Origin of the sequence: Streptomyces sp. NPDC087310 (genome assembly GCF_044744405.1) — a bacterium.
Classification (GTDB): Bacteria; Actinomycetota; Actinomycetes; order Streptomycetales; family Streptomycetaceae; genus Streptomyces.
Map to the genome: position 1 here is coordinate 100,682 of NZ_JBIUYF010000006.1, position 20,179 is coordinate 120,860.

At 71.4% G+C, this 20,179-nt stretch carries 24 protein-coding genes; 12 read left to right on the forward strand and 12 right to left on the reverse strand.

What is annotated here, in order from left to right; translation table 11 throughout:
• Window positions 1–47 precede the first annotated feature (47 nt).
• A complete protein-coding gene (locus tag ACIO3P_RS23330) occupies window positions 48–626 on the forward strand; it encodes a dihydrofolate reductase family protein (protein ID WP_329823206.1) in 579 nt (192 codons plus the stop codon).
• Window positions 627–1,319: 693 nt separating this feature from the next.
• On the opposite strand, the gene ACIO3P_RS23335 is transcribed toward ACIO3P_RS23330, so the two are convergent.
• Complete coding sequence (locus tag ACIO3P_RS23335) at window positions 1,320–2,252, reverse strand: NADP-dependent oxidoreductase (RefSeq protein WP_401851953.1); 933 nt, start codon at window positions 2,250–2,252, stop codon at window positions 1,320–1,322.
• A gap of 74 nt (window positions 2,253–2,326) precedes the next feature.
• Here ACIO3P_RS23335 and ACIO3P_RS23340 point away from each other — a divergent pair, with 74 nt between their 5' ends.
• The gene (locus tag ACIO3P_RS23340; protein WP_329823202.1) at window positions 2,327–2,707 is read left to right on the forward strand and encodes a helix-turn-helix domain-containing protein; all 381 of its coding nucleotides are present in this window, start codon (window positions 2,327–2,329) and stop codon (window positions 2,705–2,707) included.
• Between the two features lie 195 nt (window positions 2,708–2,902).
• On the opposite strand, the gene ACIO3P_RS23345 is transcribed toward ACIO3P_RS23340, so the two are convergent.
• A complete protein-coding gene (locus tag ACIO3P_RS23345; protein WP_401851955.1) occupies window positions 2,903–3,646 on the reverse strand; it encodes an SDR family oxidoreductase in 744 nt (247 codons plus the stop codon).
• 98 nt (window positions 3,647–3,744) lie between these two features.
• On the opposite strand from ACIO3P_RS23345, the gene ACIO3P_RS23350 reads away from it, so the two are divergent.
• Complete coding sequence (locus ACIO3P_RS23350) at window positions 3,745–4,647, forward strand: LysR family transcriptional regulator (RefSeq protein ID WP_401851958.1); 903 nt, start codon at window positions 3,745–3,747, stop codon at window positions 4,645–4,647.
• A 63-nt stretch (window positions 4,648–4,710) separates the two neighbouring features.
• On the opposite strand, the gene aroQ is transcribed toward ACIO3P_RS23350, so the two are convergent.
• The 3 genes from aroQ to ACIO3P_RS23365 all read right to left on the reverse strand — a co-directional run bounded on the left by aroQ (window position 4,711) and on the right by ACIO3P_RS23365 (window position 7,222).
• Complete coding sequence (aroQ, locus tag ACIO3P_RS23355) at window positions 4,711–5,322, reverse strand: gamma subclass chorismate mutase AroQ (protein ID WP_401851960.1); 612 nt, start codon at window positions 5,320–5,322, stop codon at window positions 4,711–4,713.
• A gap of 143 nt (window positions 5,323–5,465) precedes the next feature.
• Window positions 5,466–6,557, reverse strand: a complete 1,092-nt coding sequence (locus tag ACIO3P_RS23360; protein WP_401851962.1) for a CU044_5270 family protein — start codon at window positions 6,555–6,557, stop codon at window positions 5,466–5,468.
• The gene (locus ACIO3P_RS23365; protein WP_401851965.1) at window positions 6,554–7,222 is read right to left on the reverse strand and encodes an RNA polymerase sigma factor; all 669 of its coding nucleotides are present in this window, start codon (window positions 7,220–7,222) and stop codon (window positions 6,554–6,556) included. Before ACIO3P_RS23365 ends, ACIO3P_RS23360 begins: the two co-directional genes overlap by 4 nt.
• 369 nt (window positions 7,223–7,591) lie before the next feature.
• Here ACIO3P_RS23365 and ACIO3P_RS23370 point away from each other — a divergent pair, with 369 nt between their 5' ends.
• The 6 genes from ACIO3P_RS23370 (at window position 7,592) to ACIO3P_RS23395 (ending at window position 11,990) form a co-directional block, all read left to right on the forward strand.
• The gene (locus ACIO3P_RS23370; protein ID WP_401851968.1) at window positions 7,592–8,452 is read left to right on the forward strand and encodes a HipA family kinase; all 861 of its coding nucleotides are present in this window, start codon (window positions 7,592–7,594) and stop codon (window positions 8,450–8,452) included.
• Window positions 8,449–8,877, forward strand: coding sequence for a DUF3037 domain-containing protein (locus ACIO3P_RS23375; RefSeq protein WP_401851971.1), 429 nt, complete (start codon window positions 8,449–8,451; stop codon window positions 8,875–8,877). The genes ACIO3P_RS23370 and ACIO3P_RS23375 overlap by 4 nt, the downstream gene beginning before the upstream one ends.
• 199 nt (window positions 8,878–9,076) lie before the next feature.
• Entirely contained in the window at window positions 9,077–9,838 is a 762-nt protein-coding gene (gene fabG, locus ACIO3P_RS23380) for a 3-oxoacyl-ACP reductase FabG (RefSeq protein WP_329823190.1), read from the forward strand.
• 17 nt (window positions 9,839–9,855) lie between these two features.
• The gene (locus ACIO3P_RS23385; RefSeq protein WP_329823189.1) at window positions 9,856–10,644 is read left to right on the forward strand and encodes an SDR family oxidoreductase; all 789 of its coding nucleotides are present in this window, start codon (window positions 9,856–9,858) and stop codon (window positions 10,642–10,644) included.
• 127 nt (window positions 10,645–10,771) lie between these two features.
• A complete protein-coding gene (locus ACIO3P_RS23390; RefSeq protein ID WP_329823188.1) occupies window positions 10,772–11,455 on the forward strand; it encodes a uracil-DNA glycosylase in 684 nt (227 codons plus the stop codon).
• Window positions 11,456–11,525: 70 nt separating this feature from the next.
• Window positions 11,526–11,990 (forward strand): hypothetical protein, encoded by a 465-nt coding sequence (locus ACIO3P_RS23395; protein ID WP_329823186.1) that lies wholly within the window; start codon window positions 11,526–11,528, stop codon window positions 11,988–11,990.
• A 23-nt stretch (window positions 11,991–12,013) separates the two neighbouring features.
• Here ACIO3P_RS23395 and ACIO3P_RS23400 read toward each other — a convergent pair whose 3' ends face one another.
• The 3 genes from ACIO3P_RS23400 to ACIO3P_RS23410 form a co-directional block, all read right to left on the reverse strand.
• Window positions 12,014–12,508, reverse strand: a complete 495-nt coding sequence (locus ACIO3P_RS23400) for a hypothetical protein (RefSeq protein ID WP_401851974.1) — start codon at window positions 12,506–12,508, stop codon at window positions 12,014–12,016.
• Window positions 12,509–12,673: 165 nt separating this feature from the next.
• On the reverse strand, window positions 12,674–13,237 hold the full coding sequence (locus tag ACIO3P_RS23405; RefSeq protein ID WP_401851977.1) for a DinB family protein: 564 nt from the start codon (window positions 13,235–13,237) through the stop codon (window positions 12,674–12,676).
• A gap of 31 nt (window positions 13,238–13,268) precedes the next feature.
• Complete coding sequence (locus tag ACIO3P_RS23410) at window positions 13,269–13,952, reverse strand: TetR/AcrR family transcriptional regulator (RefSeq protein ID WP_401851980.1); 684 nt, start codon at window positions 13,950–13,952, stop codon at window positions 13,269–13,271.
• Between the two features lie 104 nt (window positions 13,953–14,056).
• Here ACIO3P_RS23410 and ACIO3P_RS23415 point away from each other — a divergent pair, with 104 nt between their 5' ends.
• Together ACIO3P_RS23415 and ACIO3P_RS23420 are read left to right on the forward strand one after the other, a co-directional pair.
• Complete coding sequence (locus ACIO3P_RS23415) at window positions 14,057–15,289, forward strand: FAD-dependent monooxygenase (protein WP_401851983.1); 1,233 nt, start codon at window positions 14,057–14,059, stop codon at window positions 15,287–15,289.
• Between the two features lie 84 nt (window positions 15,290–15,373).
• Window positions 15,374–16,279 carry a Gfo/Idh/MocA family protein gene (locus ACIO3P_RS23420; protein ID WP_401851986.1) on the forward strand — a complete coding sequence of 302 codons (906 nt, stop codon included), beginning with the start codon at window positions 15,374–15,376 and terminating at the stop codon, window positions 16,277–16,279.
• On the opposite strand, the gene lnt is transcribed toward ACIO3P_RS23420, so the two are convergent.
• The 3 genes from lnt to ACIO3P_RS23435 form a co-directional block, all read right to left on the reverse strand.
• A complete protein-coding gene (gene lnt / locus ACIO3P_RS23425; RefSeq protein ID WP_401852558.1) occupies window positions 16,203–17,771 on the reverse strand; it encodes an apolipoprotein N-acyltransferase in 1,569 nt (522 codons plus the stop codon). The genes ACIO3P_RS23420 and lnt overlap by 77 nt on opposite strands.
• A gap of 169 nt (window positions 17,772–17,940) precedes the next feature.
• Complete coding sequence (locus tag ACIO3P_RS23430) at window positions 17,941–18,396, reverse strand: nuclear transport factor 2 family protein (protein WP_329823176.1); 456 nt, start codon at window positions 18,394–18,396, stop codon at window positions 17,941–17,943.
• Between the two features lie 124 nt (window positions 18,397–18,520).
• The gene (locus tag ACIO3P_RS23435) at window positions 18,521–18,691 is read right to left on the reverse strand and encodes a hypothetical protein (protein WP_329823175.1); all 171 of its coding nucleotides are present in this window, start codon (window positions 18,689–18,691) and stop codon (window positions 18,521–18,523) included.
• A gap of 166 nt (window positions 18,692–18,857) precedes the next feature.
• Between ACIO3P_RS23435 and ACIO3P_RS23440 the strand changes: the two genes are divergently transcribed.
• The gene (locus tag ACIO3P_RS23440) at window positions 18,858–19,037 is read left to right on the forward strand and encodes a hypothetical protein (protein WP_329823174.1); all 180 of its coding nucleotides are present in this window, start codon (window positions 18,858–18,860) and stop codon (window positions 19,035–19,037) included.
• A gap of 63 nt (window positions 19,038–19,100) precedes the next feature.
• On the opposite strand, the gene ACIO3P_RS23445 is transcribed toward ACIO3P_RS23440, so the two are convergent.
• Complete coding sequence (locus tag ACIO3P_RS23445; protein WP_401851989.1) at window positions 19,101–19,973, reverse strand: undecaprenyl-diphosphate phosphatase; 873 nt, start codon at window positions 19,971–19,973, stop codon at window positions 19,101–19,103.
• Window positions 19,974–20,179: the final 206 nt, after the last annotated feature.

Consider the following 20,179-nt stretch of genomic DNA (forward strand, 5'->3'; position numbering starts at 1 on the left):
CCCGTCTCCATTCACGTACCCGCTCCACCACACCCGAGGAGAGCATCATGGCCGCCATCTACACCTTCGATGTCTTTTCCACCCTCGACGGCTACGGCTGCCCCACCAGTCGCGACTGGGGCGGCTACTGGGGCAAGCAAGGCCCCGAACTGCTCGACCGCCGCCTCTCCCTGTACGAGGCCGAGCAGCGGATGATCTTCGGCGCCCACACCTATCGGACGTTCGCGCAGGTACTGACCCCGGTCTTCGAGGAGTCAGGGCGTGACCCCTGGGTCACCCGGATGATGAACCTGCCCGCGACGGTGGTGTCGACCACCCTGGACGGACCGCTCGACTGGCCGGACGCGACTGTCGTGAGCGGTGACGCCGTGGACATCGTCACCCGGCTCAAAGAGGAGTCCGAGGTGCCGTTGCGCTCGCACGGCAGCATGTCGCTCAACCGGGCGCTGATGGCCGCCGGCCTGGTCGACCGCGTCCAGGTGACACTCTTCCCCGTGATCACCGGTCAGACCGGCGATCATCCGATCTTCCAAGGTGCGGCCGACTTCGACCTCGAACTGCTCGACAGCCGGACACTCGACGCCAACATCCAGGAACTCATCTACCGGCCCACCCTGCACGCCTGAAGCCATCCACGCACCCCACCCGGCCCGGGCATGCGTTCGACTCCCACTCACCAAGATCGATAAAGCAACAGGCGCACACCCGGGCCGTCCGAAAACACATTGCCGGATCACGCTCCCGGCGGCACACACTGCCAGCACTCAGCGAGTGCACTCGTCCGCATGCTTGCGCTGACGAGGCGCAGCACGGCCGGGGCCCGGCGCGTACTCCTCTCTGCGGCAGCCGGAGCAGGTCACCCACTGGTGGCCTTTGTCGTCCTCTTCGATCCGAACCACCCCGCGCCCCGCACTCCGCAGGACCCTTCCAACCACCTTGCGCCCACGTCCCATTGCTTCACCTCTTCCGATCGGTCTGCCCCTCCATGATGGGACGGCCCACCCCTGACGGACCAGGGCAAAACCCGCCCCGGAGAGGAACCGGCCGAGGGGGCCCGTCGGCCCGCACAGCGCGGCCACGGTGGGTTGTTCGTGGCGTCAGCTTGAGTGGACCGTCCGCACTGCGCGCCTCAGGTGGTCACAGACCCTCCACGCAGGGACACCGCCCGCGGTGGGCTGCCCGTAGGCACAGCCCACGAGCAGCCCACGAGCAGCCAAGGGCACGGCTCGGCGTCGCGCGTCCCATACGTGGACGGATCGCCGGCCGGGCCGCCCCAGGCCGGAAGTCACCAGGCGTTCATCAGCGCCCCCGCGACGGGATCAGACGGTGAGGACGAGCTTGCCCTGGAGGTGACCGCCGTCGAGCAGCCGGTGCGCGTCGGCGACGCGCTCGAACGGGAACGTCTCCTGCACGTGGACCCGGAGCTTGCCCTGTTCGACGAGTTCGACGAGACCTCGCAGGGCGACCGGATCGGGGTCGACCGCGATGCCGCTGAAGCGCATGCCGGCCGCCTCGTACCTGGCGACGAGCTGCGCATCGCCCTCCGCGACCGCCGTCACCAGGTGACCGCCTGGGCGGAGCACTTGGAGCGACCGCTCGACGGTGTCGCCGCCGATCGTGTCGAGCACGACATCGATGTCGCGGACCGCCTCGGTGAAGTCGACCGCCGTGTAGTCGATCACCTCGTCCGCGCCCAACCCCTCGACGAACTTCCGCTTGCTCCCGCCGGCGGTCGCGATCACGTGCGCGCCGAGGGCTTTCGCGATCTGGATCGCGACGTGGCCGACCCCGCCACCACCGCCGTGGACCAGGACGCGGTCGCCCTCGGTCACGCCGCCGAGGTCGACGAGGCCCTGCCACGCCGTCAGCCCGACGACCGGCAGCGCCGCCGCCTCCACGTGCGAGAGCGACGCCGGCTTGCGTGCCAGGTGCAACGCCGGCGCCGACACGACCTCGGCGTACGCGCTCGCCGCCCGTGGGAACATCGGCATCCCGAACACCTCGTCGCCGGGCTTGAACCGATATGTCTGCGGCCCCTCCTCGACCACGCCGCTGATGTCCCAGCCGAGGACGAACGGCGGTCGGCCGAGCAGCGGGGGGAACTCGCCGGCGCGCAGAAGTGCTTCGATCGGGTTCAGCCCGATCGCCTTGACGCGGACGAGAACCTCGGTCGGGAGGGGCTGGGGCTCGGGCGCGTCCACGATGGTGAGCACCTCGGGACCGCCGAGCGACTGCTGAGTGATGACGCGCATGACTCTCCTGGCTCTGGAAGGGGGGAGAACTCAGGCTATGCATCCGATAGGAACCAGCAGGTACCTTAGGCGCCATGAGCGGTTTCGGTCCCGGTGATCCCTTTCTCGCCGACTGTCCGGCGCGTCTGGCGGTCGAACTCATCGCCGACAAGTGGACGGCGGTCGTGCTCTACGGCCTCAGCAGGGGCCCGGTGCGCCATGGCGAGCTGATCGAGCTGATCGGGGGCATCTCCCGCAAGATGCTCACCCAGACGCTCCGACGGCTCCAGGCGCACGGACTCATCCGCCGCCACGCCTACGCCGAGGTGCCGCCCCGCGTCGAGTACGAGCTCACCCCGCTCGGGGCGACGCTGATCGATCCGATCCACGCGCTGACCGAGTGGGCGAGGGCGAACGGCGACGCGGTGCTCGACGCGCTCGACGCGCATCCCGAGCCGGCCGCCCACAGCGACTGAGACCCCCGCCAGGACACTGTCTCAGCACGTGCCATCGAAGTGCGCTGTCCCACCTGCACGCGGTGGAGCCTGGAGCGGTGCGAGGAGGATCATGAGGATCTTGTCGCGGTCGCAGTGAGAAGAGCACTCGCCGAGGCGGCCCCCCCTCGCCACCGCGGCCTGAACGACCCGCCGAACTCATGCGGTCGGGAGTACCTAGAGTTGCGAAGCCCCTCCGTCGACAGGGAACTCCGCCCCCGTCGAGAAGGTCGCACCGAACGCCAAGTACGCCACCGCGGCGGCCACTTCCTCGGACGTCCCCAGCCGCTGCATCGGGTTGGTGCTCCGGTAGGTGTCCTTCACCGTCTCGACGACGTCGGTGGGCAAGGAGCGGTCCAGGATGCCCGTGTCGGTCGGGCCGGGGCTCACAGCATTGACGCGGACCTTGCGTGGCAGCAGCTCCCGGGCCAGGGTGCGCGTCATCGACCGCAGGGCTGCCTTGGTCGCCGAGTAGACACTGAGCGCGTCGAGGCCCAGGACGTTCACCACCGACGTGGTGAGGACCACGCCGCTTCCCTCGCGCATCAGCGGTGCCAGCGCCTGCACCGTGAAGTACGGGCCCTTGGTGTTGATGCCGAACAGCGCGTCGTACATCTCCTCCGTCGTCGAGTCGAACGGGGCGGACGCGGTGACACCGGCGTTGACGAACAGCGCGTCCACCGTGCCGAACCGCTCCTGAACCGTGCCGGCCAGCGCGGTGATGTCCTTCAGGGACGCGGCGTCGCTGCGGACGGCGACCGCCTTGTCCCCCAACTGCTCCAGCGCGGCGTCCAGGGTGGATCGGGTGCGGCCGGTGATCAGTACGTGCGCCCCACCGTCCGCGAACAATCGAGCCGCAGTCAGGCCGATCCCGTTGCTTCCGCCCGTGATCACGATCTTCTTGCCGTCATAAGTGGTCATGCCCGCAAGCCAATATCCACCCGCACAATCTGTCCAAGGCCCGTTCCGCATGCCGCCATGTCCCAGGCGTATGACGGCGTGCGACATACCCTGGGCGGATGGACATCGATCTGCGGCTCGTGCGCTATTTCACGGTCGTGGCGGAGTACGGCAACTTCGGCCGGGCCGCCACCAGGCTGCACCTGGCGCAGCCGTCGCTGAGCCGCCAGATCCAGCGGCTGGAGGCTCAGCTCGGTGTCCGGCTTTTCGACCGCTCGCCGCAGGGCAGCAGCCTCACCGACGCCGGTCAGGCGTTCCTGCCCAGGGCCCGGATACTGCTCCAAGAGGTTGAGCAGGCCGCTCGCACGGCCAGAGCCGCCGCCCAGCCCCGTACCGTCACCGTCGGCTACACCGAAGGACTCGTCATCACCGCCTGTGCGCAGGAACTGCGCCGCCGGCACCCCGAGGGCCGGGTCCGCACCCGGCACCTCGACTGGCGGGACACGCGCGCCCTCGCCGAGCGGCGGGTCGACGCCCTCGTCACGTACAGGCCCCTGCCCTTCCCCACGGACGGCCTCCGGGTGACCAAGCTCCATGAGGAGTCGCGGGTACTCGTCACGTCGGCGCGTCATCATCTGGCGAACGAGAAAGCCGTCAGCCGACAGGCTCTGTCGGGCGAGGAACTGGTGGCCTGCGTCAGCACTCCGGTTGTCTGGAGCACGCCCAAGCCGGTCGGCGACCGCCCGGCACCACCCCCGCCCGCGAGCGACGACAGCTTCGAGGACAAGCTGGAACTCATCGCCGCCGGCCACTGTGTCGCGATCTTCCCTGCCGGCGATCGGCGCGCCGCTGTCCGCGAGGACATCGCCCTGGTGCCCGTCATCGACATCGATCCCTGCGAGGCCGTGCTCGTCACGCGCGCTGACGACCCCAACCCGCTGCTCGGATCACTGGAAGACGTCGCACGTACCTTCCGGGTGAGCGCGGACGCGGCACCGCTGAAGATCCAGGCCCGCCGCTGACGAGCGAGCAGAACGCCAGGGGTGGCATCACACCTGCCCCTGGCGACACATTTGAATGCAAGCTCAGCCGGTACACACCGGCTTGATCGCACCCCACAGGGCACGCTCGTGCAGACGGTCGAGATCGTACTGGTGGTCGGCGGTCTTCTCGGCGCGAACCAGCGCGACATGGCACCGGAGAGTCCCGCCGCGCAACTTCTGCGTGGCCACCAGTTGGTCGATGAACTCAGCAGTGATCCGGTCCAGCTCGGGACGGACCTCGGTGGCCAGGTCGGGACGCTCGGTCGGTGCCTGATCCGGATGCTCGGTCCACTGGTCGTACAGTCCCTGCTGCACGACCTTGCTCATCTCGATCTGTGCCCGGAAAAAGTCCACGGTCCCACCCGTGTCCAGACCGGCTTCGACGGCGAGGGCCTTGGCCTGGTCGAGCACCTGCTGCTCCCGCGTCGGGTCCTCGATCGGCGTACCGGTGCCGAACTTGGCCGCGGCGACCTTGTCGGCGAGCAGAATCCGCTCGGCGGCGAGGCCGACCAGCGCGGTCAGCTCGCTGCCCGGTGTCACGCTCGGGGAGGATGCCGCCGTCGCGGGTGTGGCGCCGGCCAAGAACACTCCGGCGGTCGCCAGCGAGGAGAGCCAGACACGCAGCGATCGGGAGGAAGTACCTTCAGCGAACATGGGGAACCGCCTTTCTTCAGGTCTGTGCGGCAGCACAGCCCTGATTGTGTCGACCACACCAGGGGTTCGGGGCCGACTGCCGATGAAGTCCCCTCTCGGGGATGCTGTTCCTGCTGAACAGGGTGCGGCAGTTGACCTCGATATCAGGTCGTCGTCGACGGCTCCTCGGCCGACGGCTTTGCGCGGAGGGCGTTGACGACCGCGCGCTCCAGGACCGCCGACTTGTTGATCAGGGTGCCCTTCTTGCCCATGGAGGTGTCCCTGATGAGGTAGCTCCGTTCGCCCAGGTACTCCAGGGTGGTCGGGTCGAAAATCCAGGCGGTGCGCCAACCGGCCCGGGTGTCGTCGCGGGCCACGCCGATCCCGCGCCGGCCGGCCGCGTCCACCGCGTCGGGGTCCACGGTCACGCCGGGGATCTTCGCCGCGGCCTGGTAGAGGGCGGCCGCGGTCTTCGGCGGCATCAGCGTCTCCCGCAGCAGTTCACCGATGGCGTCGAAGGTGTCCTGGGCCTGGTCCCGCTCCTCGGCCGGGGTGTCGCGCGCGTCCTGGTCCCGGGTGATCTCGGTGGTGAGCCGCCGGAGCAGGGCGTCGGGGTCGGTGGGCAGCGAGGCCAGCCACGTGTACGTCGGCCGGTTGAGGCCCGCCGGGTAGCCGACGGCGGGCTCGCCGTCCGGGACCCCGACGGTGATCGGGAAGTACGAGCCGTCCTCGTGGATCAGGCCGACATCGATCACCGGCCCCGCCTTCTGCGACATCCAGACCTCACGATCGCGGGGCTCGGTCAGTTTCACCGGGCCGTCGAAGGCGCCGTCGTTCCGGGTCTGCAGTGTCTTGACGTACACGAACTGGTCGTCGGTGACCTTCTGTTCGCCCTTCTTCGCGGCGGCCGAGGCGACCCGGTCGAGCAGTACGGCCGCGCCACGCGGGGCCGTGGCCTGGGAACCCGTGCCCGCGGCGGACGGTGCCGGAGCGCGGTCCTGGCCGGTCACGGCGAGCGCGGTCAACAGCACCCCGCCCAGGGCGAGTCCGGCGGCGGGCAGCAGGACGGCGGGGCGCAGGAGGCGGGGGCGGGGGCGTGCGGTGGCGCGGTCGCCGTCCTGGTCGATCAGACGCATCAGGGTGTCCTTGTGGTGGAGATGACGGCCAGGGGGCAGGTCCCGTTCGGCCGGGGCCGGCAACAGCCGGGCCAGTTCCTCGCGTTCGGCCCGCTCGGGGCCGGAGGTACGGTCGTTCATCGGGCTTCCTCCTGGATGGGCAGGGCCACGAACGCGGCCCTGCCCTCTACCTCTCCGCGGCGAGGGCGGGGTTCCCTTCCGGATCGGACCGCTTCCCCGGGGCGTGTTTCTCGCGCGGACCCGTTCGGCGTCCGGCCGAGTTCCTCGTCGGTGAGCCGGCGCAGCCGGGTACGGGCGCGGGACAGCCGCGACCGTACGGTGCCCACCGGGATGCCCAGGGCCTCCGCGGCCTCGGCGTAGTCCAGCCCGGACCAGACGCAGAGGGCCAGCACCTCGCGTTCCTGGCGGCGGAGTCGGCCCAGTGCCTGCCGGACCGCGGCGAGCCGCCGTGTGTCGTCGACGTGTCCGGCCGTGGCGTCCGCGATGTCCGCCACCGGTTCCGGGGCGGGGCGGCGGGCCAGGAAGGCCAGGCGCCGCCCGATACCCCGGTTCGCGTTGCGGGCCTTGTTCGTGGCGATCCCGAGCAGCCACGGCCGCAGTGAGTCGCCCTCCGGCTCGACGGCGTGACGGGTACGCCAGGCGGCCAGGAAGGTGTCGGACAGAACCTCCTCGGCCGTCGACCAATCGCCCGTCAGCCGGTAGGCGTGGTTGTAGACCGCCCGCGCGTACTCCTCGTAGAGCGCGGCGAACGCCTCGCGGTCGCCCGCCCTGATGCGTGCGCGCATGCGCTCCCGATCTCCCTGTTCATCACATCTCACACCACCTACCTCTCCGGCCGGGCCGAGGAGTTCCCGTGACCCGCGCCACACCACGGGGCTCCGCTGACACCGGACACGGATCCACGAACGGGTCAGGAACCCCGGCATCGGCACCCACTGCGCACCGGTCCGGAACCTCCCGGCGATCCCGCACGGCCGGTCGGCTCGCGGTGGCTCGGAAACTCCTCGCCCGCGATCACACGCGGTTACTATGCTCACTTCATGCCGGAGGCCGGAAGCGAGGGGCGTACCGTCATCGACGGACGGTCTCCGCTGTGGCGCCCTTCCCTGGTTGTCCGTGGATTGCAGGGCTGAAGAGACAGGTAGCCTGGGAAAATGTTGAATGAGGTCACTGCGACCCGCTACATCACGCCCCTGCGGGAGGGCGGTTCGCTGCCGGGTCTCGTCGAGGCCGACGATCTCGGCACGTACGTCATGAAGTTCACCGGGGCCGGGCAGGGCCGCAAGACGCTCGTAGCCGAGGTCATCTGCGGACAGCTCGCGCGCAGGCTCGGGCTGCCGATCCCCGAGCTGGTACGGATGGAACTCGACCCGGTCATCGGGCTCTCGGAGCCCGACCAGGAGGTGCAGGAGCTGCTGAAGGCCAGCGGTGGGGCGAACCTCGGGATGGACTACCTGCCGGGGTCGATCGGATTCGATCCGCTGGCGTACGAGGTGAGCTCCGAGGAGGCGGGCCGGGTCGTCTGGTTCGACGCCGTCATCAACAACGTCGACCGTTCCTGGCGCAACCCCAACCTGCTGGTCTGGCACGGGGATCTGTGGCTCATCGACCACGGGGCCACCATGATCTGGCACCACAACTGGCCGGGCGCCGAGAAGTCCGCCGCCAAGCCGTACAACGCCTCCGACCACGCGCTCGCGCCCTTCGCCCCCGATGTCGCCTCCGCCGCCGAACAGCTCGCGCCGCTGGTCACCGAGGAGTTGCTGACCGAGGTCACCGCCGACGTACCGGAGGAGTGGCTGGCCGACGAGCCCGGCTTCGACTCCACCGAGGCGCTGCGCCGGACCTACGTGGCGCCGCTGCTGGAGCGCGCCGCGACGATCCACCGGCGCATCACGCTCGACGCGCCCAGCCCCGACCGGCCCTCGCGGGCGCCGGGGTGGCTGGCCGACCGGCTGGCCCCGCGGTCGCGCCGGGCGCAGGGTGCGCCGAGCGAGAAGGGTGGCGCCCAGTGACCACGAAGGACTTCACCGGACCCACGTACGTCAGGAACGTCAAGGGCGAGAAGGACACGTACGAGTACGCGCTGCTGCGGGTCGTGCCGCGCGTCGAGCGGGGCGAGTGCTTCAACGCCGGGGTACTGGTCTACTGCCGCGCGCGGTCCTACGTCGGCGCCCTCACGCACCTCGACGAGGCCAAGCTGTCCGCTCTCGACCCGCGGGCGGACCTCGCGGGGGTACGGGCGGCGCTGCGCGCGGTCGAGGGCATCTGCGAGGGCGGCGAAGCGGCCGGACAGGCCGCCGTGGACGACGCGGGCCGGCGCTTCCGCTGGCTCATCGCGCCGCGCTCGACCGTCGTACAGCCGGGACCCGTCCATACGGGGCTGACGGCCGACCCGCGGGCCGAGGCGGAACGGCTGCTGCGTCTCCTCGTCCTCTGAAACACCCTGAGTCGCTGTCCTCCTGGTCGCTGCTCCCCGCTTTTCCTCGCCCCTTCCCGTCTTTTCCAGCGGCCGATTCCGCCACCGGCGTCGTCGGCCGTTGACACGGCGTGCTCCGGCTTCTAGCGTCTGTCTGCTGAACCTACTAAGCGGTTGCTCAGCATTAGGGCCGCAGGATCCTAGGGCGAGGAGATCAGGGATGTCCACCACCGAGCAGCGCGTAGCGGTCGTGACCGGGGCGGCGCGCGGCATTGGCGCCGCCACCGCGGTACGGCTGGCCGCGGAGGGCCGTGCCGTGGCCGTACTCGACCTCGACGAGGCGGCCTGCAAGGACACCGTGGAGAAGATCACCGCGGCGGGCGGCACCGCCCTCGCCGTCGGCTGTGACGTCTCGGACGGCGCGCAGGTGGAGGCGGCCGTCGCACGGGTCGCCGCCGAACTGGGCGCCCCGACCGTACTCGTCAACAACGCGGGCGTGCTCCGGGACAACCTCCTCTTCAAGATGAGCGAGTCCGACTGGGACACCGTGATGAACGTCCACCTCAAGGGCGCCTTCCTGATGGCGAAGGCGTGTCAGAAGCACATGGTGGACGCCGGGTTCGGCCGTATCGTCAGCCTCTCCTCCAGCTCCGCGCTGGGCAACCGCGGCCAGGCCAACTACGCCGCCGTCAAGGCGGGCCTCCAGGGCTTCACGAAGACCCTCGCCAAGGAGCTCGGCAAGTTCGGCATCACCGCCAACGCGGTGGCCCCCGGCTTCATCGTCACCGAGATGACGGCCCAGACCGCCGCCCGGGTCGGCATGGGCTTCGAGGAGTTCCAGGCCGCCGCCGCCACCCAGATCCCCGTGCAGCGCGTCGGGCGGCCGGAGGACGTCGCGAACGCGATCGCCTTCTTCGCGGGCGACGCGGCCGGATTCGTCTCGGGACAGGTCATGTACGTGGCCGGCGGACCGCTCAACTGATACCGGAGGCAGCCGACATGACAGAGCAGACGGATCGTACGGAGCAGGGCGGGCGGGCCCCGGAGAGCGGCAGGGCCGCGCTGGTCACCGGCGCGAGCCGCGGTATCGGGTACGGCGTGGCCGAGGCGCTCGTCGCGCGCGGTGACCGGGTGTGCATCACCGGGCGGAACGAGGACGCGCTCAAGGAGGCCGTGGAGCGGCTCGGCGCCGACCGGGTGATCGGCGTGGCGGGCAAGGCGCACGACGAGGCGCACCAGGCCGTCGCCGTCGAGCGCGCCATGGAGGCGTTCGGACGGGTCGACTTCCTGGTCAACAATGCGGGAACGAACCCGGTCTTCGGCCCGATGGCCGAGCTGGACCTCAATGTCGCCCGCAAGGTGTTCGAGACCAACGTCATCTCCGCCCTCGGCTTCGCGCAGCTCACCTGGCGCGCCTGGCAGAAGGAGAACGGCGGCGCGATCGTGAACATCGCGTCCGTCGCCGGGATTTCCGCGTCCCCCTTCATCGGCGCGTACGGGATGAGCAAGGCGGCCATGGTCAACCTGACCCTCCAGCTCGCACACGAGTTCGCGCCGGCCGTCCGGGTCAACGCCATCGCGCCCGCCGTGGTCAAGACCAGGTTCGCCCAGGCGCTGTACGAGGGCCGGGAGGCCGAGGCCGCCGCCGCGTACCCGCTGGGCCGGCTCGGGGTGCCCGAGGACATCGGCGGCGCCGCCGCGTTCCTCACCTCCGACCAGTCGGACTGGATCACCGGGCAGACGCTCGTGGTCGACGGGGGGATCTTCCTCAACGCCGGGGTCGGCTGACCGCCGGCCCCGGACCCCGGCCGGGCGCCCCGGGGGCGTGAGCCGTGGAAAGGGCTGGTGGGAACCGTTGTCAGTGGTCACCGGTAGGTTCAGGGATACAAGTGATTGCTTACCGGAGGTTGTTGACGTGACCGACACCGACATGCTGCCCGCGTCCTGGCGTGGTGTCCTCGGCGAGGAGCTGGAAAAGCCCTACTTCAAGGAGCTGACCGACTTCGTCGAGGAGGAGCGGGCGAAGGGGCCGGTCTACCCGCCGCGCGAAGAGGTCTTCGCCGCGCTCGACGCCACGCCGTACGAGCAGGTGAAGGTCCTGATCCTGGGCCAGGACCCGTACCACGGCGCGGGGCAGGGGCACGGGCTGTGCTTCTCGGTCCGTCCCGGGGTACGGACGCCCCCCTCCTTGCGGAACATCTACAAGGAGATGAAGGAGGAGCTGGGCCATCCGGTGCCGGACAACGGCTATCTGATGCCCTGGGCGCAGCAGGGGGTCCTGCTGCTCAACGCGGTGCTGACGGTCCGCGAGGGCGAGGCCAACTCCCACAAGGGCAAGGGCTGGGAGAAGGTGACGGACGCGGTGATCCGCGCCGTGGCCGAGCGGCCCGACCCGGCGGTCTTCGTCCTGTGGGGCGCCTACGCGCAGAAGAAGCTCCCCCTGATCGACGAGGAGCGCCATGTGGTGGTGAAGGGCGCGCACCCCTCGCCGCTGTCGGCGAAGAAGTTCTTCGGGTCGCGTCCGTTCACCCAGATCAACGAGGCGGTCGCCGCGCAGGGGCACGCGCCCATCGACTGGCGCATCCCCGACCTCGGCTGAGGGCGAACGCCCGTGAGGGCGGTTAGCGTGATGTTCGTCGGAGTTACGGGACGGGCAAGCGGAGGCGGCAGTGGCGGAGCAGCGGCAGACGTCGGCGGATGCCGTCCTGACCAGGATCGGTCAGGCGGCCATGCTGCTCCACGGCGGCGACCGTGAGGAGGCCCGCAACCGCTTCGGCGAGCTGTGGGCGGAGATCGGTGAGGCGGGGGACGCGCTCCACCGCTGCACGCTGGCGCACTACCTGGCCGACACCCAGGACGACCCGGGGGACGAACTGGCGTGGGACCTGCGGGCGCTGACCGCCGTGGAGGGGCCGGACGGGGGCGCGGAGGAGCTTTCGCCCGCCGTGCGCGCCTTCTACCCGTCCCTCCATCTCAACCTCGCGGCCGACTACCTCAAGCTCCAGCGGCCGGAGGCGGCCCGGCTCCACCTCGACCGGGCGCGGGACGCGGCGGACGCGCTCGGGGCCGCCGGATACGGGAACGGGATCAGGACGGGCATCGACCGCCTGGAGCGGCGGCTGGGGGAGCGGTGAGGGGGCGGGGGTGAGGGGTGGGCTCAATTTCCGTTCGTCCCCTGGCAGATACGGGCCTGCGGACTGTCGGCCGGCCAGCGCCCGTAGCCCTCGCCGAGGGCGCAGACCTCACTGAGGGTCGGTACGGACGGGATCGATGCGGGCAGCCGGGGCGCCGACTGCCCGTGAGCCCCCTCGCCGGGCTGCCCGTGACCCCGCCCGGGCGCTCGCGAGGCCGAGGAGTGGTCCCCGCCCGCCGACCGCCCGGCGCCCTCCCGGTCGGGTGCCTGGCCCCGCGCCCCGGGGGAGGCGGAGGCGTCCCGCCCCGGGGTCCGGGTGGGGGCGATCCGCTCCAGGGCCTCCTTGGCCGGGGACTGCACGACCTGGGGTTCCACGTCGCCCGGCCCGCTGGAGGGGGCGGTCGCCGAGGGCGCGGGCCGGAGGTCCTGCGCGGGGCGCGGCCCTACGGCCACACATCCGGAGGTGGCCGTGACCGCCACGCCCACCAGGGCCATCACCACGTTTCTCGTTCGCTGCACGCGCGCAACTCTGCTGGGCGCGGGGCGCCGTTGGCGAGCGGAAGCGCGCTCCATGGCTCGTACGGGTGAAGCCAATCGGGGGGTGCGGTCGGCGCCCGTTGACGGCTCGATGCCACTGGCCGTGCGGCGCGGCGCGACGCGGCGGGTCTCGGGGCGCGCGCGGGGTCAGTCGCCCGTCGTGCCGTCGACGCGCTCGCGCAGGAGGTCGGCGTGGCCGTTGTGGCGGGCGTACTCCTCGATCATGTGCGTGTAGATCCAGCGGAGGTTGTACGGCTCGCCGGTCCTCCGGCTGCGCTCGCCCGTGCCGAGATGGTCGAGCGGGAGCGGCGCCGCGACCTCCCGCGCATGGGCGATCTGGGCCTGCCAGGTGGCGTACGCCTCGTCCCAGGTGTCGTCCTCGCCCGGGTGGAGGTCCCCGTCCGGGTCGGCGTCGGTGAAGTAGATCGGCGGGGCCTTCTCGTCGGTCAGCCGGTTGCGGAACCAGGAGCTCTCGACCTCGGCCATGTGCCGGACGAGACCGAGCAGGTTCAGGTCCGACGGTGGTACGGCTCTCTCCCTGAGCTGTTCCCCGTTCAGTCCGGCGCATTTGAGGGCCAGGGTCCCCCGGTGGAATTCGAGCCAGCCCTCCAGCATCTCGCGTTCACCCGCGACGGTGGAGGGCTCGGTGCGGGTGTCGGTGGTCAGGGCGGTGGGCGCGGAGGCGCTCTCAGTGGTGGTCATGGCGGTCATCCTCATGTACGGAGCCCGCCGTGGCCAGCGGTTATCCGACGGGCCCCGCCTTGTCACCCGTAGGTGGCACGGCTCCGCCCAGCATGCCGCGCAGCAGTTCGGCGAAGCCCCGGCGCAGCTCCTCCAGGGAGGGTACGGCGCTGTGGTACGAGCCGGCCGCGCAGGCGAACATCAGCCCCTCGCACCACGCGACCAGCGAGAGCGCGTGCCGTTCGGGTTCGGCGGAGCCCGCCGCCGTCATCATCGCGACCAGCGGTTGCCGGAACTGACCGCCCGTCGCGTCGTAGAAGGCCCGCAGCTCCGGACGGCGGGTGGCCTCCAGCGCCAGTTCGTAGCGGGCGATGAGCAGATCGGGGTGGCGGGTCAGATACCGGTGCAGGGCCAGGGCCAGCGCGTCGACAGGGCCGGCCTCGCCACCCATGGCCGCGGGCATCTCGTCCGGGGTGAGCACCCGCATCTCGCGCTCCGCGTGGCGCCGTACCGCGGCCTCCAGCAACGCCTGCCGGGTGCGCGCGTGGTTGGAGGTGGAGCCCTGCGGGAGCCCGGCCCGCTCGTCCACCGCCCGGTGGGTGAGTCCGCGCATCCCGCGCTCGACGAGCAGGGCGAGGGCGGCGTCGGCGATCAGCTCCGCGCGAGCCGTACCGCTCGTGCCCGAGGTTCCGGAAGGGGGCGGGGTGTCGGAGGCGCCGGCGGGGCGTGTCGTGCGTGGGGGCATGGCACCAATCTATCCCCATCACTACGCCTGTAGTACGCTGACGGCGTCAACCACTACACCTGTAGTTCGCGCCGATGGCGGTGCGGCGAGTGGAGGAGACGCCCATGAACCAGCCCCGGGCCGTCGTCATCGGCGGCGGAATCGGCGGACTGACCGCGGCCATCGCCCTGCATCAGCGGGGCTGGGCGGTCACCGTCCTGGAACGGGCCTCCGCGCTCACCCCGGTCGGCGCGGCCATCGGCCTCATGCCCAACGCGCAGCGCGCGCTCGATGTCATCGGCCTCGGCGGCCGGGTCAGGGAGCTCTCCGCCTGGCAGGGCGCGGGCGGACTCCGTACCCCCGGCGGCCGGTGGTTGAACCGGATGGACGGACAGGCGGCGGCCGACCGGTTCGGCGGCCCCCTCGTCCTGCTCCACCGGGCCACGCTGATCGGGATACTGCGCGACGCGCTCCCGGACGACGCCGTCAGAACCGGGGTCGCCGCCACGCTCGGCGACCCCGGGGACGACCGGAGGACCGCCGTCGTGGACACCACGGAAGGCGCCCTGGAGGCCGAACTCGTCGTCGCCGCCGACGGCATCCACTCCGCCGCGCGCCGGATGCTCTTCCCCGGCCACCCGGGTCCCGCGTACGCCGGATACACCACCTGGCGCGTGGTCGTCCCGCCGCCCGGACGGCCGTTCGCACCGCACGAGACCTGGGGCCGGGGCCGCCTCTGGGGCACCCAGCCGCTCAAGGACGGCCGGGTCTACGCGTACGCCATGGCCGTGCGCCCCGCCGGCGCCCACGCCCCCGACGACGAGCGGGCGGAGCTGCGCCGGCTCTTCGGCGACTGGCACGACCCCGTACCGCGTGTCATCGAGGCCGCCACGGCGGAGGGTGTCCTGCGCCACGACGTCCACGAGATGCGGGTGCCGCTGCCCGCGTACCACCGCGGCCGGGTCGCGCTGATCGGGGACGCCGCCCACGCCATGCAGCCCACCCTGGCGCAGGGCGGCAACCAGGCGATCGAGGACGCCGTCGTCCTCGCCCACCACGCCGGACCGGGCGCCGCCCCCGGACCCGGTGCCGACGCGGGCGCCGGGACCGTACCCGGCCTCGCCGCGTACACCGCCGACCGGCTGCCCCGCACGACCGCGATCGTCCGCCAGGCCCGCCGCACGGGCAGGCTGGCCGCCGCCGACGGGGCGGTCACCGTGGCCCTGCGCGACCACCTCGTCGCCGGGGTCTCCCGGCTCGTCCCCGGGCTCGTGCTGCGGAACTTCGACGGCATCGCCGACTGGCGGCCTCCGCGGCGCACGTATGCTTCCGGGACACCGCGCGGGCAGCGGGGATGACGCCCCGCATCAGGTCGTCGGGCCGCGCGGAGCACTGAACCCCACCGTGGAGCACCGCACTCCACCCACGCCAGGGAGACCCTCGTGAAGGTCGGCTGCATCGGGCTCGGCGACATCGCGCACAAGGCGTACCTGCCGGTGCTCACCACCCTGCCCGGGGTCGAGCCGCACCTCCAGACCCGTACCCCCGCCACCCTCACGCGCACCGCCGAGACCTTCCGCGTCCCCGCCGAGCACTGCCACACCGATCTGGACGCGCTGCTCGCCCAGGGGCTCGACGCCGCGTTCGTGCACGCCCCGACCGCCGCGCACGCCGGGATCGTCAGCCGCCTGGTGGATGCGGGCGTGCCCACGTACGTCGACAAGCCCCTGGCATACGAACTCGCCGACGCGCGGAGCCTGGTGGAGCTGGCCGAGGAGCGCGGCGTCAGCCTCGCCGTCGGCTTCAACCGCCGTTTCGCGCCCGGCTACGCCCAGTGCCTGGAGCACCCGCGCGAGCTGATCCTGCTCCAGAAGAACCGGGTCGGGCTCCCGGAGGACCCGCGCACCTTCGTCCTGGACGACTTCATCCATGTCGTCGACACCCTGCGCTTCCTGCTGCCGGGACCCGTCGAACACACCGATGTACGGGCCAGGATCAGGGACGGGCTGCTGCACCACGTCGTCCTTCAGCTCTCCGGCGACGGCTTCACCGCGATCGGCATGATGAACCGGCTGAACGGCTCCACCGAGGAGATCCTCGAAGTGTCGGGACAGGACACCAAGCGGGCCGTCCACGATCTCGCGACGATCGTCGACCACAAGGGGCAGCCGAGCGTACGGCGGCGCGGCGACTGGGTGCCCGTCGCACGCCAGCGCGGTATCGAGCAGTGTGTGCTGCACTTCCTGGACGCCGTACGGGCGGGCAGGCACCTCAGCGCACAGGACGCCCTGCGGACGCACGAGCTGTGCGAGCTGGTGGTACGCGCGGCGCTGGACCAGGCGGCCTGAGCGACCGTACGCCCTCCACCGCGAGCGCGACCGCCAGCACGGCGAGCGCCGCGTACACCGCCCAGTCGCCCAGCCTGACGTACGGGGTCGTGCCCGTCGCCAGCGGTACGTCGAAGACCGCGGCGGTGGAGCGGTCCGTACCGACGGCGTCCCCGACCCGCCGCCCGTCCGGGCCGAAGACCGCGCTGACGCCGGTGAGCGTGGCATGGACCATCGGACGGCCGCTCTCCGCGGCCCGCAGCGCCGCCAGCGACGCGTGCTGCTCCGGCGCCCAACTCCCCTGGAACGACGAGGTGGACGACTGCGCGACCAGCACCCGCGCCCCCGACTGCACCAGCCGCCGGCTCAGATCGGGGAACGCCGACTCGAAGCAGATCAGCGGCCCGAACCGCAGCTCACCGTCCGGTCCCGGCGCCGTCATCACCACCTGGCGCGTGCCGCGCACCCGGTCCTCGCCCGCCGCCTTGCCCACCGAGGTCGCCCAGCCGAGGGCGGCGCGCGCCGGTATGTACTCGCCGAAGGGGACCAGGCGCATCTTGTCGTACGCGGCGCCGGTCGGCCCGTCGGGGCCCACGAGGACGCTCCGCTTGAAGATGCCCGTACGGCCCGACGCGTCCGTGCTGCGCGCGTCCACGTTGACCAGGATCTCCGCGCCGACCGTGCGCGACAGCGCGGCGAGCCGCCCCGCGAGATCGGGCCGCCTCTCCAGATCCATCCCGACGCTGCTCTCGCCCCACACCACCAGACCGAGGCCCTGCCCGGCCAGGGTGCGGGTCAGGGCCTCGCCGCGCGCGAAGCGCCGCTCGACGGAGTCGGCGCCGCCTATGACGCCCGGCTGGACGACCGCGATCCGGGTGTGGCCCGACGGCTGCGGCCGGGGCGCCCACGCCGCCACCGACGCGACGGTGAGCCCGCACACCACCAGGGCCATGGCGGCGGCGGTTCGCGCGGCGGCCACCGCGATCAGCAGCGTCAGCGCGGTGTTCACCGCGACCACCAGCAGACTCACCAGCCACACCCCGCCCACCGAGGCGAGCCGCAGGGCGGGGGAGACCTCCCACTGGCTGGCGCCGAGCAGCCCCCAGGGGCCGCCCAGCCCCTCCCAGGACCTGGTCAGCTCGATCACCAGCCACCCGGAGGGCACCACGGCGAGCGCGCCGGCCGCGCGTCCCGGGGACGGCGCGGCGCCGCCCAGCGCGGACCGCACCAGCCACCCCCAGGGCGCCCAGAGCAGCCCGAGCAGGCCCGCCAGCAGCACGATGAAGACATGCAGGCTCGGCATCAGCCAGTGGTGCACGGCGACCATGAACCCGAGACCGCCCAGCCAGCCGTCGAGCGCGGCCCGGCGGGAGGTGGGGGCGCTCCGTACGAGCAGCATCCAGGGCACCAGCGAGACATACGCGAGCCACCACAGCGACGGCGCGGGAAACGCGAGCGCGGAGAGCGAGCCCGCCGCCACCGCCGCGGCCCCGCGCCACCACGGCGACGCCAGGCCGGGGCGGTACCGCGAGCGCTCCGGCCGGTCGGCCGTGGTCGCCGTCCCGGTACCTGTCCCCGTCCCCGTCACCCTGCCTCCTCGCCGAGTCCGTCCAGCGGACCCTTCCGTCCAGCAGACCCTTCCCCCGCCGGACGGCGGTGAAGCGGATCGGCGAGCGGCTGGATCAGGTCGCGGCGGGATCAGCGCCGCGCCGCCACTTCTCGTGCACCGCGACCGTACGCAGCCGCCACCGCGCGTCGTCACGGAGCAGCCCGAACGCGAGGGTGCCGCCGCGCAGCAGGTCCGCACCGGAGGCGTGGCGCAGCGGGCTCAGATAGTCGGCGCGTACCTCGGCGCGGTCGCCGGTGTAGCCGCCCAGATCCTGGAGGCGCAGCCGCCGGTTGACGATCAGGTGCTGACGTACGGTGTACGGCCGCAGTATGCCGGCCAGCCAGTCGGCGACCTCGGCGGCCGGTCCTTCGATACCGCCCGCCGCCGTGTAGTCGGCGCGGCCGTCCGGGGTGAACAGGGCCCGGAACCCCGGCCAGTCCGCCTCGTCCACGGCGACCGCGTAACCGGTGATCACCTCATCGATGGCGAGCCGGTCCATCACGGTCGCGAGGTCCACACGCTGTGTCATCGGCTCAGTCTCCGGCAGGGAACGCCCCGGGCCAAGAGGCGCGCACACCGGTGGCAAAAGGAACAGCCCCCGGATGGTCCAGGGGCTGTGCGGTGCGACGGCGGCCGGCGGTCGGCCGCGGGAACTAGGCGGCCTGGTCGACCTCGTCGTGGAGGGCCGCGGCCCACTCCAGCAGGAGGACTTCGTACGCCTCCGAGGGCCATGTTCCATCGGCCGCGTCGACGAGGGCGCGGATCCGCTCATTGGCCGCGACGGCGCCGGAGGCCGGGACAGCGGATGCGGAAGAAGAGGACATGGCCCAAGCGTAGGCGCAGTGAAGGGGCTCCTGGTGCCGATCCGGGAGCGTCCTTGCTCACACTCGTGGTAGGCAACCCCTTACACATCGGTATTTCATTTTATGTGCATTCGACGTCTTTGCGGGTATAAGACCCGTGGGGAGTGACCTCTGTGAGGAGGTGCGTATGAAGACCGAAGCGGAGTTCTACGCGAGTGACAGGCCGCCCCACCCGAAGCTGCCGGAGGACCGGCCGCGTGGCGGAGGCCCGAAGGCACCCCTGGTGCACACCGGTACCTGGAGCATCATCGCCATCGTGGTCGTCGTCGTGCTGGTGATCGCTGTCGGGATCGTGCTGTTCCCCTGATCCGCCGATCACCTGAATCCCTTCGGGGCCCCTGGAGTCGGGGCCCCTGGAGTCCGTACGCGGTCAGCCCGCCGACTCGCCGGCGTGCGGGCTGACCGTGTCCGTGCCGACCAGGACGAAGAGGGCGATGCCGAGCAGGACCCGGTAGATCACGAAGGGCATGAAGCTCTTGGTGGTGATGAACTTCATGAACCATGCGATGACGGCGTATCCCACCGCGAAAGCGATGAATGTGGCGAAAATGGTCGGACCCCAGGAGACATGACCCTCGCCCGCGTCCTTCAGCTCGTACGCGCCCGAGGCCAGCACCGCCGGGATCGCGAGCAGGAAGGAGTAACGGGCCGCCGCCTCACGGGTGTAGCCCATCAGCAGGCCGCCGCTGATGGTGGCGCCCGAGCGGGAGACGCCCGGCACCAGGGCCATGGCCTGGCAGAAGCCGAAGATCAGACCGTCCTTGACGCTCAGGTCCTTGAGGGACTTGCGCTCCTTGATCGCGCGGTGCTTGCCGCCCGTCTCGTCGCGGGCCGCCAGCCGGTCGGCGACGCCGAGGACGATGCCCATCACGATCAGCGTGACGGCGATCAGCCGCAGGTCCCGGAACGGGCCGTTGATCTGGTCCTTCAGCGTGACCCCGAGGACCCCGATCGGGATGGAGCCGACGATGACCAGCCACCCCATCTGGGCGTCGTGGTCGCCGCGCATCTCCTTGTTCGTCAGCGAGCGGAACCACGACGAGACGATGCGGGCGATGTCCTTCCGGAAATAGATCAGCACGGCCGCCTCCGTACCGATCTGGGTGATCGCGGTGAACGCCGCACCCGGGTCGTGCCAGCCTGCGAACACGGCGGTCAGCCGCAGATGCGCGCTGGACGAGATGGGCAGGAACTCGGTCAGCCCCTGGACGAGCCCCAGGATGAAAGATTCGAACCAAGACATGGGAGTACGACGCCATCCAAAAGATGATCAGGCACCGGCCGGCGCAGTGGCGGCGCGATGAGCGGCGGTGAGCGGCAGGGAAGGGGCGATCAAAGGAACGGGCGGGTGAGGAAGGGGACGGGCCGGACGCGGAGTCGCTCGTACGGAGGAAGGAGGGGGCCCGCCGAGGTGGATTCATGGCACGTCAAATGACCCCGTTCAGGCAC

Bases quoted from the DNA above. Each gene is read 5' to 3' on its own strand.
- ACIO3P_RS23330 (WP_329823206.1), top strand. From the start codon at position 48: ATGGCCGCCATCTACACCTTCGATGTCTTTTCCACCCTCGACGGCTAC.
- ACIO3P_RS23335 (WP_401851953.1), bottom strand. From the start codon at position 2,252: ATGCGCGTCATCACTCAGCAGTCGCTCGGCGGTCCCGAGGTGCTCACC.
- ACIO3P_RS23340 (WP_329823202.1), top strand. From the start codon at position 2,327: ATGAGCGGTTTCGGTCCCGGTGATCCCTTTCTCGCCGACTGTCCGGCG.
- ACIO3P_RS23345 (WP_401851955.1), bottom strand. From the start codon at position 3,646: ATGACCACTTATGACGGCAAGAAGATCGTGATCACGGGCGGAAGCAAC.
- ACIO3P_RS23350 (WP_401851958.1), top strand. From the start codon at position 3,745: ATGGACATCGATCTGCGGCTCGTGCGCTATTTCACGGTCGTGGCGGAG.
- aroQ (WP_401851960.1), bottom strand. From the start codon at position 5,322: ATGTTCGCTGAAGGTACTTCCTCCCGATCGCTGCGTGTCTGGCTCTCC.
- ACIO3P_RS23360 (WP_401851962.1), bottom strand. From the start codon at position 6,557: ATGAACGACCGTACCTCCGGCCCCGAGCGGGCCGAACGCGAGGAACTG.
- ACIO3P_RS23365 (WP_401851965.1), bottom strand. From the start codon at position 7,222: ATGCGCGCACGCATCAGGGCGGGCGACCGCGAGGCGTTCGCCGCGCTC.
- ACIO3P_RS23370 (WP_401851968.1), top strand. From the start codon at position 7,592: ATGTTGAATGAGGTCACTGCGACCCGCTACATCACGCCCCTGCGGGAG.
- fabG (WP_329823190.1), top strand. From the start codon at position 9,077: ATGTCCACCACCGAGCAGCGCGTAGCGGTCGTGACCGGGGCGGCGCGC.
- ACIO3P_RS23385 (WP_329823189.1), top strand. From the start codon at position 9,856: ATGACAGAGCAGACGGATCGTACGGAGCAGGGCGGGCGGGCCCCGGAG.
- ACIO3P_RS23405 (WP_401851977.1), bottom strand. From the start codon at position 13,237: ATGACCGCCATGACCACCACTGAGAGCGCCTCCGCGCCCACCGCCCTG.
- ACIO3P_RS23410 (WP_401851980.1), bottom strand. From the start codon at position 13,952: ATGCCCCCACGCACGACACGCCCCGCCGGCGCCTCCGACACCCCGCCC.
- ACIO3P_RS23415 (WP_401851983.1), top strand. From the start codon at position 14,057: ATGAACCAGCCCCGGGCCGTCGTCATCGGCGGCGGAATCGGCGGACTG.
- ACIO3P_RS23430 (WP_329823176.1), bottom strand. From the start codon at position 18,396: ATGACACAGCGTGTGGACCTCGCGACCGTGATGGACCGGCTCGCCATC.
- ACIO3P_RS23435 (WP_329823175.1), bottom strand. From the start codon at position 18,691: ATGTCCTCTTCTTCCGCATCCGCTGTCCCGGCCTCCGGCGCCGTCGCG.
- ACIO3P_RS23440 (WP_329823174.1), top strand. From the start codon at position 18,858: ATGAAGACCGAAGCGGAGTTCTACGCGAGTGACAGGCCGCCCCACCCG.
- ACIO3P_RS23445 (WP_401851989.1), bottom strand. From the start codon at position 19,973: ATGTCTTGGTTCGAATCTTTCATCCTGGGGCTCGTCCAGGGGCTGACC.